Origin of the sequence: Kaistella haifensis DSM 19056, assembly GCF_000735695.2 — a bacterium.
Classification (GTDB): domain Bacteria; phylum Bacteroidota; class Bacteroidia; order Flavobacteriales; family Weeksellaceae; genus Kaistella; species Kaistella haifensis.
On record NZ_JASZ02000032.1, the window covers coordinates 1 to 11434 of the forward strand.

14 protein-coding genes are annotated in these 11434 nt (G+C 41.8%); 13 read left to right on the plus strand and 1 reads right to left on the minus strand.

What is annotated here, in order from left to right; translation table 11 throughout:
- On the minus strand, window positions 1–273 hold a 273-nt coding region (locus AP75_RS11920), incomplete at its 3' end, for an ISAon1 family transposase N-terminal region protein (RefSeq protein ID WP_088264839.1).
- Between the two features lie 104 nt (window positions 274–377).
- Here AP75_RS11920 and AP75_RS11925 point away from each other — a divergent pair.
- From AP75_RS11925 to AP75_RS14790, 13 genes are all read left to right on the plus strand, one after another.
- Complete coding sequence (locus AP75_RS11925) at window positions 378–1313, plus strand: hypothetical protein (protein WP_088264840.1); 936 nt, start codon at window positions 378–380, stop codon at window positions 1311–1313.
- 209 nt (window positions 1314–1522) lie between these two features.
- Window positions 1523–1888, plus strand: a complete 366-nt coding sequence (locus tag AP75_RS11930; protein ID WP_221404541.1) for a helix-turn-helix domain-containing protein — start codon at window positions 1523–1525, stop codon at window positions 1886–1888.
- On the plus strand, window positions 1876–2739 hold the full coding sequence (locus tag AP75_RS11935) for a virulence-associated E family protein (RefSeq protein WP_242589813.1): 864 nt from the start codon (window positions 1876–1878) through the stop codon (window positions 2737–2739). Before AP75_RS11930 ends, AP75_RS11935 begins: the two co-directional genes overlap by 13 nt.
- A 48-nt stretch (window positions 2740–2787) precedes the next feature.
- Window positions 2788–3063 carry a hypothetical protein gene (locus tag AP75_RS14705; RefSeq protein WP_242589815.1) on the plus strand — a complete coding sequence of 92 codons (276 nt, stop codon included), beginning with the start codon at window positions 2788–2790 and terminating at the stop codon, window positions 3061–3063.
- 268 nt (window positions 3064–3331) lie between these two features.
- Window positions 3332–4135 carry a toprim domain-containing protein gene (locus AP75_RS11940; RefSeq protein WP_242589817.1) on the plus strand — a complete coding sequence of 268 codons (804 nt, stop codon included), beginning with the start codon at window positions 3332–3334 and terminating at the stop codon, window positions 4133–4135.
- Between the two features lie 349 nt (window positions 4136–4484).
- Window positions 4485–4961: a plasmid mobilization protein gene (locus AP75_RS11945; protein ID WP_088264841.1), complete on the plus strand. Its 477-nt coding sequence runs from the start codon at window positions 4485–4487 to the stop codon at window positions 4959–4961.
- Complete coding sequence (locus AP75_RS11950; protein WP_088264842.1) at window positions 4927–5835, plus strand: relaxase/mobilization nuclease domain-containing protein; 909 nt, start codon at window positions 4927–4929, stop codon at window positions 5833–5835. Before AP75_RS11945 ends, AP75_RS11950 begins: the two co-directional genes overlap by 35 nt.
- A 28-nt stretch (window positions 5836–5863) precedes the next feature.
- Window positions 5864–6448: a hypothetical protein gene (locus tag AP75_RS11955; protein WP_088264843.1), complete on the plus strand. Its 585-nt coding sequence runs from the start codon at window positions 5864–5866 to the stop codon at window positions 6446–6448.
- 58 nt (window positions 6449–6506) lie between these two features.
- Window positions 6507–6923, plus strand: a complete 417-nt coding sequence (locus AP75_RS11960) for a hypothetical protein (protein ID WP_031504494.1) — start codon at window positions 6507–6509, stop codon at window positions 6921–6923.
- Between the two features lie 216 nt (window positions 6924–7139).
- Window positions 7140–7523 carry a hypothetical protein gene (locus AP75_RS11965; protein ID WP_031504497.1) on the plus strand — a complete coding sequence of 128 codons (384 nt, stop codon included), beginning with the start codon at window positions 7140–7142 and terminating at the stop codon, window positions 7521–7523.
- 26 nt (window positions 7524–7549) lie between these two features.
- Window positions 7550–8173 (plus strand): DUF3347 domain-containing protein, encoded by a 624-nt coding sequence (locus AP75_RS11970; RefSeq protein ID WP_034767729.1) that lies wholly within the window; start codon window positions 7550–7552, stop codon window positions 8171–8173.
- Window positions 8174–8187: 14 nt separating this feature from the next.
- Window positions 8188–9471: an efflux RND transporter permease subunit gene (locus AP75_RS14785; RefSeq protein WP_031504500.1), complete on the plus strand. Its 1284-nt coding sequence runs from the start codon at window positions 8188–8190 to the stop codon at window positions 9469–9471.
- A gap of 2 nt (window positions 9472–9473) precedes the next feature.
- A complete protein-coding gene (locus AP75_RS14790; protein WP_088264844.1) occupies window positions 9474–11432 on the plus strand; it encodes an efflux RND transporter permease subunit in 1959 nt (652 codons plus the stop codon).
- The last annotated feature ends 2 nt before the right edge of the window (window positions 11433–11434 follow it).

The window sequence follows — 11434 nt, forward strand, 5'->3', positions numbered from 1 at the left end:
CTGCACGATTTGCTTTGTGTTCTTATCCAGCCATCTGCGTCTTTTAATATGCAGGTAAACGGCGTTTCCACGCAGGGGAAAATCTTGAATAGTAATCTCCTTATGGAATCCGTGTGCTGTTAAAATTCGATTTGAAACTTCTTTGGGTGGGTTATTTTTCTCCTCAAAATAAAGGTGCATCACTTCACCCTCGGTGGTTTGCTTCGTTAAATCAAAATGTTCAATTAAAAATTCAGGCAGAATATGTTTCAGCAGTTCCAGATAATGATCCAATGTTCTTAAAGTTTACTGCAAAAATCGAAAACTTATTTCAATTTGCACACAACTTTTGAGATTGATCCGCTATTTTTGTGTAAGAATATTTTAGTACGTTATCTATGACTAACTTCTATATCGCAATATATATTCTAATGGTAACCTTTACAATCCTTGTCCCCTTCTATCTTGCAGGGCGGCTTTGGTTTGAGTTCAGTCCGTTTGCGATAAACTATTACTCCAAGGAAAAGGCAAACTGGTATAACGAGTGGAACACCCAGCGGTTTTTAATCGTTTTGAATTTATTTTTGGTTTCATTGTCGCTTTCCTTTTTCTGGGGCGGGAAAATACTGGAAGATATCCATGCCGAGAAGATCGACTTTACCCAAATCCTATTCTATATCATTCTTCAAATTCTTGCCGTAGTACTGTTCGAGGTAAAAATGGAACACCCATTTAAGCCAATTCAGGCATTCAAAAAATTCAAGAAAAACAGTTATAGCGAAAGGTTTGAGTTCCGAGAGAAGCAAGACGCGGCAGATAAAATAGAACACCATTCCAATGAGTTAAAAAGAGAATTTTTGAAAGTTGGCACTAAGATTTCAAACGAATTAAATAATCAACAAATCATTTTATCTGAAACCAACGAACTCGCAAAACACAACAATAATATCCTACAGGAATCCGATTTTGCTTTTGAAATAAAAAAGAATCCGAATATGGTCATTGATGACATTTTGCGGGATTATTTTATTTCTAAAGATTCCGAGAGGGTTTTATCGGACTTTTTACTGCGGAAGAAAAACTCTGGAAAGATTCTGTTTACAAAGCCTGCAAGGAACGGCGTGAGCGTACAGCCTATTTTGGACTTTTTATCGGCCTTTACTAATGTTATGGAAAGTTGTAAATCCGGCACAATAACCCAAGCCGAAACCTGCAAAATTATCAACGCCGTCACCTCGGCAAAAGACAGGCTCGGAAATATCGCAGAAGAGCCAATAAACAGCAGGAACCTCTCAAAATATCTTTCCAACAGCGATGTTCAGGATGATATATAGTCTAAAATCCAAAAAAACATTTTCTCTTTAAAAATCATATTTGTTTGATAACCATAATTATAAAGGCGACAGTTAGTCGCATTTAATGGTTTATTGACTAAACCATTATCAAACAAAACCTCCTATTGAACGCACATTTCTTTAGGTTGTTTTATTTTACAAAAAACTTTTTAAGTCGCTTTTAGGCGGCTTTTTCTTTGGGAAATATCTTGGCCTCAACAAAATTCAACGAAATGAAAGACCAAGAAAGACTAGCTGCGCTAGAAAGCCAAATGTCCACTTTGGTAAACTCACAAAAAGAGTTTACCTCGAAGGCGCTACAGATGCTCGCCCTCGGAACCAAGAACATCTATTCTAAGGAAGAGGCCGCGCTGTTCCTCAACCTGGATCCGGACTATCTCTACCAACTCAAACACCACGGCAAATTGAAGGCCTACAAAAAGAAGGGGCAAAAGAAAATCTACTTTCGCAAAGAGGACCTCGAAGCTTATCTTCTGGGGGATAATGTGGAGGAAATACAAAATGATGACTACGATGCATTCGAGCAGGAAATTCTGGAGAGATGGAAGAAATAACCAACAAGCCGGCTGAAGAGCAAAAAATCCCAGTACTCTACCAAACCGCTTCCGAGACCACTACCATTTTCGATATGGTGATGAAGTATCTTGAAAGCAAGTATGACCTTCGCTTTAACGCCATCGCCCTGGAGATAGAAATATCGCTCAAGGGAAAGGACGACTGGACAGAGCTAAACATCAACTCCCTGCTGATAGAACTCGTACAGGCCGGGATGCAGATCACCATGCAGAAGTTGGAGATCCTCGTACGGAGCCACCTGATAAAGAGATACAACCCGATAGCGGAATACTTTAAAAAACTCGCGGGCTGGGACGGCGATGACCATATCCGGAAGCTGGCGGGATTTGTTCGGACCAACGACAGCGAAGCGTTCCGCTACCATCTCGAGAAGTGGCTGACCCGCGCCGTGCTTTGCGCATTGAAGAAAGACTATGTCAACAAGCAGTGCCTCGTGCTGGCAAGCTCCAAACAGAACACGGGCAAAACCACCTTCCTGCGGTTCCTCATCCCGGACGGGCTCAGGGATTATTATTCCGAAAATGTCACAGTGGACAAGGACGGCATCATTGCCATCTGCAAAAATTTCATCCTCAATGCGGACGAGCTGGCCGTGCTGTCCAAATCGGATGTCAACACCCTGAAATCCTTCATCTCGATGGGCGGCGCAAAAGTAAGGGTGCCTTACGGGAGAAAGCCGGAGAACATGGATAGGATATGTTCCTTTGTTGCCTCAACCAACAGAACAGATTTCCTTACCGACGAGACAGGAAGCGTAAGATGGCTGGTTTTCGAAGTTTTAAGCATTGACTTCAATTATTCCAAGGAAATAGATATCGACCAAGTATAGGCGCAGGCGTACCACAATGCTTTTGAAAGAAAAAATTACCAACCGGAAATGACGCTCTCGGACATAGAGGCTAATGAGCTGAGGAACGAGCAGTTTTCCCAGCTTTCACTTGAGCAGGAAATCGTTTCCGCACACTTCGAGAAATCGAAGGACATTAAGGATTTTCTTACGGCGACGGACATCGTTGTGGCAATGAACAACGCCCTGAATTTAAGATTGAACAACATCAAGGTCGGAAAGGCGCTCACCAGGCTCAAGTATGAAAGAATCAAGCATCCGAAACTCCAGGTTTACGGCTACCTGATCCGAAGAAAGATTGACTGAAAGAAATTTTAAACCAAACTGGCAACACACCTACCTACTTACCTAAGTGGACTTACATAACTCATTTTCAAATTTTTATCAAGGTAATAAAATAGCTAAGACTTTACCTAAACTACCATAGTTGAAGAAGGGATCCAATTTACAGGTAACAACAAGGTAAGTCATAAAATAATATAACTAACTGATATTCAATATTTAGGTAGGCAGGTATAGAAAAACGGTGAAAATATAACTGGACATAAAGAAATAAATTTTAAAAACACAAAAAATGAACTGCAAACAAGCGAACGAGAATATCAGCATCAAAGAAGTAATGGAAAGTTTTTCTCTATTCCCAAGCAAAGAACATCCGAAAACCGCCTATTATTATGCTATCAATCGACAAGAACGAACGCCAAGTTTATTAGTGAATTATGTGAAAAATATTGCCTTTGATTTTGGCACTGGAATGATGTACGACAATGTCTCAATCGTCCAGGCCATTAAGCGATGCTCGGTATCGGATGCGTTGGAATATCTTTCCCGTTTCGATTTTTCTTATAAAAAGCAAAGTGTGACGGAAACGATAACTGCTGAAAATACAAATCAAATTCTCGAAGTAAAGGAAGTTAGTCATCCGGCATTGTTAGATTATTTGAAATCAAGAAAACTCGAGTCACAAAAATCGGCATTGAGCGAAGTACACTACCGGATTAACGACAAAAGATATTTTGGGCTGGGTTTTAAAAACGATTCGGGAGGCTACGAAATCCGCAGCAGTTTTTCCAAAATCTGTCTTGGAAAAAAGGATATCACCACGATAAAAAATAATTCTGAAAACCTCAAGGTTTTCGAGGGATTTACCGACTACCTCTCCTTTAAAATTTTAGAACCGGAAAAGACACCTTCCGACTATCTAATTCTGAACTCTGTCGCCATGGTTCACAAGGCATCAGGGCTTTTTGGAAATTATAAATCTGTCGAAATGTACCTGGATAACGACCGTGCCGGCGAACAGTGCAGGGATTCAATTTTGAAAATTTTCCCAGAGGCAGATGACCGGTCGAATGAATATTTCCCCATCAAGATCTGAATGATTTCCTGATATCACAGGAAGAAAAGACACTTGAAAATAAGCTTGAAAAAAATCAAACAGCCATACACGATGCCGAGGAAAACCGGAATATTTACAGGAGAAAAAGATGAAAATTCATATAAGCCGGCCTGCGCAAAATAAGCACAGGTGGAATGCTCTAAAAAGGCTGGGTAAAAACTTGCCATGTATTTAGTGCAAAAAGTACCCAATGTTTACAACAAGCGTATGCTTGTCGTAAAAATCGGGCTTTTTGGTTTCCTCCTATCGTCGGAAACACTTGTTTGGAAATGGAATTCAAGCCAGTAATTTATAATCATAAAAAAATTAAACACAAAATAAACACAAGATGAAAAATGACTTTTTAAAACAGTTTGTCAGACAGGTTTCCGAGCAGCAAATTGCAAAGGTTGCAGAAGAAAAAAGAAAGAACCGGTTCCGAGAAATTGGTCGAAAGGGAGGTTTGAAAAAGAAGACGGCGAACCAATTTTCGAAGGTAGTCTCAGTTCGTTTTACCGAAAAGGAGTTTGAGAAAATTCAAAAGGAGGCTGACTTCTACAAACTCAAAATATCAAAATATTTAAGACTCGTTTCAACCGAAAAAGAACTCAAAATAAACGAGTTTCAAACCGACGCGGTTCTGTTGAATTACGGCAACAATTTTATAAGGATATCCAATCTGCTCCGGAACAGAGAATGGAATGAGTTTGAAAACAAGAAAGAGATCCTTGAGGAAATTCAAACCACAACGAGGTTGATCCGGGATTACCTCTACCAACAAATCATCAAGCATGAACAATTCGGCAACGACGAGGAGGATCAGTAAGATAGCGATTGAATACAACGGCAATGACAAAGGCACGGCGGAATGTGTTTATTCCAACAACCTGCTTTCAACAACACCGGAGGAACAGTTTGCGGAAATGAAGTTTATTGCCGAGAGAAATCCCAATGTCAAGAAATGGGCTTTGACGGGTTACATTTCTCCACCAAAGGAAGTCGGCGACAGTCTGACGAACGAAGAGTTGAAGGAACTGGCTTTAAAATCATTAAAGGATGTGGGACTTACAGAAAATAACCAGGTCGTCCTGGATGTCCACAATTCCACGAAGCAGAAACATATCCATTTCATCGTGAACCGCATAGATGTTTTTGGTAAATGCACGGTGAAGTCGGCAAACATAGGCAAACGCTTTGGTGAATCGGTTCGAAATGTCTGCAAAGAGATGAATCTCAAAACAGATGTGGAAATCGGAAAGGAGAAAAAGCAGCAGATGCTGAAAGTGCTGCAAAACTGTCTGAAGGTCTCAAGAAATTTTGATGACTTGGTCGATTATATGCGGCGATGCGGTTACAGAGTGACGCTCTCGCAGAATGTGAAGGACGGTATTTCGGGGATGCGGATTGTTAGATTAAAGGACATAAACGACCAAACCCAGAGGCAGTACCATCCCGGTTACAAACTTTCGGAGATCACCAGTAAACTGAAGATTAAGGACATCAAAGAAATCCTAAACCGGAATGCGGAAAACCACTATTCGGCAATTTTCAGTCAGAGTAATCCACAAACGAACGAAATAAAACATCCGGAAAAATCAGCCCTCAAGGAGATTGAGAATGCCGTGAAGGAACTGCTCAAACCGAGCTACACACCGGCGGCTGACGACGAATTGCTGAGGAAGAGAAAAAGGAGGCGATAAATTTAATTAACATCAATAAAAAAACAAAATGAACAACAACGAATTTAACAACCAGGAGAATACAGAAAATTATTCTTCACAAGATGCAGGCATCGAACTTTTGCACCGCGTCATAGAAAGTAATAAGGCGGTAGAAATTTCGGGGAAGGCGATTTTCCACATGTACTGCGACATCAAGGAGGATGTGAAGAAAATCCAAGCACTGGCACATGAAGAAAATCTAAAACGGCAGGAATTGCTTAAATCCATCCCCAACAATATTTTCGCAGAATTATCTCCGGACGGTGTAAAGCATCTGGAAAACTTCCATCATAGATCACATACAGTTAAATATTGGTTTTTCGGAATTTTAGCTATGCTGCTGGTTGCATTTTTTATTTTAACAGCAACTGTTTATCTAGGAAAAAACTGGTACCGCGAAATCATCCGCACCAAGACCGAGGTTCGAGAGGAAATCCTGGAGGAGATCAAGGATGAAAACAAGGCGATTTATGAAACAGAGCAAGTAAAACAGCTGGAGCACAATACCGCACTAATGAAAAAATGGATGAAGAAAAATCCAAAGGACGCAGAAAAGTTTTTGAAGTTTAAGGAGGGGTATGAGAGTAGGTAGACTAAAAATTATTTGTCCATTCTAAAATAATTCCCTATCTTTGTGCTGTTTACTTACAATGGTCGGAAATTTTAAAATACTGTTGCTTTCCCTTACACTCGCGTTATTTCTGGCGCCAGGGATTTCTCAGGCTTGCAGTACAAAGGAGAAGCAGGTTATTAAAACCGCGACCAGTTCGCAAACTTTCATAAAACAGTCATTCGCACAGATACAGCCGTCTTGCGACAGCGGCGATTGCAAAGATGAGTGCTGTCACCCCAAATCACACAATTGTCAAACGGAAGGATGCTCAGGAAACTGTAGCGGAAACCTTTGCAGTTCTGCTCAATACACTGTTTTAGCGGATAGTAAATTTTTAGAGGATTCTAAAAATGAAGACTCCGGCTATTATAGCAACAATTCCAATTTCTATTATCAGAATCCCCATTACTCTGGTGGATTCCATACCATTTGGGAACCGCCCAAAATAGGTTAAGATCTTCTTTTACAGCCCGAATTGTGTCTGGTCGTGAAGTGTTTATGACACTTTCCGCAGATTATTTAGCGGTGCTGAATGTCCCTTCGAACTTCCACTTCTCGTTTAAGTAATCTTTTAGAAAAGAATGTTCTTTAAAGAACAACTTGAAGATCAGGATTTTCGTACACAGTCTCTCAAGACGGAGGCTCAAAATTAACCTTTAACGATAATTTAATGAAGAATATTCTTTTAGGAATACTCGCTTTTATAGCGGTGTTCCTCGTTTCCTGCAACAATTCAAAAGCTGAAAGTACACAAATTGCGGTCGCAAAGTTCACCACCGGTGACATTGTTCCCAACGATGAGGTATGTATGGTAAACAATGCCTATATGGGCAAAAAACAGCTCGAAGTAAAACATGACGGCAAAACCTATTATGGTTGCTGTGAAAACTGCAAACTCAGAATCCCGCAGGAAGAAAATGCCCGCATGGCATACGATCCCATATCTCATCAACTCATCGATAAATCAACCGCAATTATTGCGATCTCTGATAAAAATGATAATGTCGTGTACTTCGAAAATAAAGCAAACTACGAAGCCTTTTTTAAAAAATAATCAATAACCTTTAACCTGATAAAATAATGAAAACAATACTATTCAGCCTTTTGGCAATCGGCACTTTTGCATTCACTTCTTGTAAGGAAAACAAAGAACAGAAAAACACCACTGGTACAACCATGCAGCATGATATGAGTACAATGTCGGACAGTTCAGCGATGGACAATATGGCAATGGATGCTAAGGTAACCGTGACCACCGCCAAAAAAACTACCGCTGACCTTACGGAGCTCTATTCTCATTACACCCACCTTACATTCGCGTTGTCCGGTGATGATGATAAAGAAGCGGTGAGTGCGGCCAAAGGGATCCTCGCTTCTTTTCCCAAAATAGACAAAAACGGTTTTTCTGCTGAACAGAAAAAAGAATTTGCTGATCTCGAATCAAGCATCAGTGAAAACGCCGAGCACATTGCAGATAACGCCGGAAAGATTGATCATCAGCGCGAACATCTGGATTTAATGAGCGCAGATTTTTACGACCTGCTGAAAGATTTCGGAACTCCAAAACCGGTGTACAAAGTATTCTGCCCGATGTATAATGATAACAAAGGGGCCTTCTGGCTTAGCGATTCACGTGAGGTGAAGAATCCTTATTACGGCAAAGAAATGCTTTCATGTGGCGAGGTTCAGGAAGAAATTAAGTAAAACCGTACAGAACCATGATTCAAAATTTAATCAAACTGTCCCTCCGCAACAGGTATTTCGTTTTGCTGATAGCAATCGGCCTTTTTATCTGGGGTATTTTTGCGGTAAGGGACAATCCCATCGATGCAATTCCGGATCTGAGTGAGAACCAGGTCATCGTTTTTACGGAGTGGATGGGCAGAAGTCCCCAGATTATTGAAGATCAGGTGACTTTCCCGCTGGTCAGCAACCTTCAGGGAATTCCGAAAATTAAGAACATCCGCGCCTCTTCCATGTTTGGGATGAGCTTCGTGTATGTTATTTTCGAAGATAACGTGGACATATATTGGGCCAGAACCAGGGTAATGGAACGGCTCAATTATGCGCAGCGCTTACTCCCGCAGGATGTTACCCCTACTCTCGGACCGGATGGCACCGGTGTAGGTCACGTCTTCTGGTATCATTTCGATGCACCTAAAATGGATTTGGGAGACCAGCGCGCCCTCCAGGACTGGTATGTGAAATTTGCTCTGCAGACGGTTCCCGGCGTGGCGGAAGTAGCCTCCTTTGGCGGCTTCGAAAAACAGTACCAACTCATTGTAGATCCTGTAAAACTCCAGTACTATAACGTATCCCTCATGGATGTGATGAACAAAGTGAAAGCCAACAATAATGATGTGGGCGGACGTAAATTTGAGATGGCCGATATGGCTTATATCATTCGCGGCCTGGGTTATATCAAGAACGTAGCCGATATCGAGGAAATTGCTTTGGGAAATTACAACGGTATTCCCGTGCGGGTCAAAGATATTGGCTCTGTGCAGATGGGTGGTGATTTGCGTCTGGGTATTTTTGATGCAGACGGTGAAGGCGAAGTCGTGGGCGGTATCGTAGTGGCACGGTATGGCGAAAATGCGGATAAGGTCATCAACGATGTGAAAGAGAAAATGAAGGACGTTGAAAAAGGACTCCCTGAAGGCGTCACCTTCAAGACATCGTACGACCGCAGTACGCTGATTGAAGGGGCAATAGACAATATTAAAACCAAGCTGATTGAAGAAATTATCGTGGTGGCAATCATTGTTATTCTGTTCCTATTCCACTGGCGAAGTGCATTGAGCATCATCATTCAGATTCCAGTCACCATTGCCATCAGTTTTATTCTGCTCAATGCGTTTGGACTTTCCTCCAATATCATGTCCCTTACAGGAATTGCGCTGGCAATTGGGGTGATTGTAGATAACGGAATTATCATGTCCGAAAATGCCTATAAAAATCTCTCCGATTGGCAGAACCATCAACAAAATAAAAACCCATAACAATGAAAACCAACTGGTTAAAAAATATATTCAGAAAGAAAGATAAGGAGAAAGACAGTTACGTTAAAATTCCCGAAGACATTCGGATGAAGATTATCGAAAAATCATCCTTACAGGTATCCAGAGGCGTATTTTTTTCTACGGTGATTATCGTGGTTTCTTTTCTCCCCGTATTTATGTTGACAGGTCAGGAAGGTAAACTTTTTCACCCGTTAGCGTACACCAAAACTTTTATCCTGATCGTTGATGCGATCTTGGTGCTTACCCTTGCCCCGGTGCTCATCTCCTTTTTCATGAAGGGAAAATTTAAGGACGATAATAAAAACCCAATAAACAGAGGCTTGGAACGGATTTACGAACCGCTGATAAGATGGTGCATGAAATGGAAAAAAACCACGCTGGGAATTAATATTTTGGCACTGCTCATCAGTATTCCAATGATAATGAACCTTGGACGTGAGTTTATGCCGCCTTTGGATGAAGGATCCCTGCTCTTTATGCCGGTTACCCTTCCCGATATTTCAAACTCTGAAGCCAAAAGATTACTGCAGGTACAGGATAAAATCATTAAGGGAATTCCGGAAGTGGATCATGTCCTCGGAAAAGCCGGAAGAGCCAACACGGCGACAGATAATTCACCCATCTCCATGATTGAAACCATTATTTTGTTGAAACCGCAAAGCGAATGGCGCGAGGGCAAAACAAAAGATGATCTCATCAATGAGCTGAATGCCAAACTGCAGATTCCAGGCGTTACCAATGGCTGGACCATGCCGATTTCCAACCGGATCAATATGCTTTCAACCGGGATCAGAACGGATGTGGGCGTAAAAGTATACGGACAGAACCTGGACAGTATTGCCGTCCTTTCAGAAAAGATTAAAAAGGAACTCACAGGAATTGAAGGGATCAAGGACATGTATGTCGAACCGATTACCGGCGGAAAATATGTGGACATTCAAGTGAAACGCGAAGAAGTAGGAAGATACGGGCTAAGCGTGGATGATGTAAATGCCGTCGTGGAAAGTGCCCTTGGCGGAATGAAACTAACCACCACCGTCGAAGGCCGACAGCGATTCTCGGTAAACGCCAGGTACGGCCAGGATTTCAGAAATAATCTGGAGTCACTGAGAAGACTGCCTATGCAGACCATGGAATTTGGTTCCATCCCACTGAGTGCAGTGGCGGACATCCGCCTTACAGAAGGTCCACCAATGATTAATTCTGAAAATGCCATGTTACGCGGAACTGTTCTGTTCAACGTCCGTGATCGGGATTTAGGCAGTACCGTAGCAGAAGCACAGAAAAAACTCAACAGCATGGTCACCAAAATGCCTAAAGGCTATTTCGTGGAATGGAGCGGCCAGTACGAAAACCTGATTCGAGGAGAGCAGACTTTAAAAATGATTATGCCCCTCGTATTAATCGTGATCTTTCTTTCCATGTATTTTGCGTTCAATTCCTACCGCGAAGCTTTCTTTAATCTCATCAGTATTCCTTTTGCCCTAATCGGGGGTGTCTTTATGATTTCGATTTGGGGAGTGAATCTCTCGGTAGCTGTAGCAGTGGGCTTTATTGCCCTGTTCGGACTTGCGGTGGAAACCGGAATCGTGATGGTAATTTACCTGAACGACGCTATGGTTCAGCTTATTGCAAAAAATGGCAACTCACGGGAGACCATTACCAATGAAGAACTTCGTGAATATGTGATCAACGGTGCAGCGAAAAGATTAAGACCTAAAATTATGACGGTTTGCGTGACCCTCTTCGGACTCGTTCCCATCCTGTGGAGCCACGGTGTGGGAAGTGACATGATGAAACCAATTGTATTGCCGATGGTTGGTGGTGTTTTCACTTCGGCCATTCACATCCTTTTGGTAACACCCATTATCTTTTATATGCAGAAGGAATGGGAGCTGAATAAACTGGGGAAAATTGACGTCCTCGACGCTTCCCATTAATC

Excerpts from the sequence above, each read along its gene's own strand:
- AP75_RS11925 (WP_088264840.1), top strand. The coding sequence starts at position 378 with ATGACTAACTTCTATATCGCAATATATATTCTAATGGTAACCTTTACA.
- AP75_RS11935 (WP_242589813.1), top strand. The coding sequence starts at position 1,876 with ATGGAAGAAATAACCAACAAGCCGGCTGAAGAGCAAAAAATCCCAGTA.
- AP75_RS14705 (WP_242589815.1), top strand. The coding sequence starts at position 2,788 with ATGACGCTCTCGGACATAGAGGCTAATGAGCTGAGGAACGAGCAGTTT.
- AP75_RS11940 (WP_242589817.1), top strand. The coding sequence starts at position 3,332 with ATGAACTGCAAACAAGCGAACGAGAATATCAGCATCAAAGAAGTAATG.
- AP75_RS11945 (WP_088264841.1), top strand. The coding sequence starts at position 4,485 with ATGAAAAATGACTTTTTAAAACAGTTTGTCAGACAGGTTTCCGAGCAG.
- AP75_RS11950 (WP_088264842.1), top strand. The coding sequence starts at position 4,927 with ATGAACAATTCGGCAACGACGAGGAGGATCAGTAAGATAGCGATTGAA.
- AP75_RS11955 (WP_088264843.1), top strand. The coding sequence starts at position 5,864 with ATGAACAACAACGAATTTAACAACCAGGAGAATACAGAAAATTATTCT.
- AP75_RS11960 (WP_031504494.1), top strand. The coding sequence starts at position 6,507 with ATGGTCGGAAATTTTAAAATACTGTTGCTTTCCCTTACACTCGCGTTA.
- AP75_RS11965 (WP_031504497.1), top strand. The coding sequence starts at position 7,140 with ATGAAGAATATTCTTTTAGGAATACTCGCTTTTATAGCGGTGTTCCTC.
- AP75_RS11970 (WP_034767729.1), top strand. The coding sequence starts at position 7,550 with ATGAAAACAATACTATTCAGCCTTTTGGCAATCGGCACTTTTGCATTC.
- AP75_RS14785 (WP_031504500.1), top strand. The coding sequence starts at position 8,188 with ATGATTCAAAATTTAATCAAACTGTCCCTCCGCAACAGGTATTTCGTT.
- AP75_RS14790 (WP_088264844.1), top strand. The coding sequence starts at position 9,474 with ATGAAAACCAACTGGTTAAAAAATATATTCAGAAAGAAAGATAAGGAG.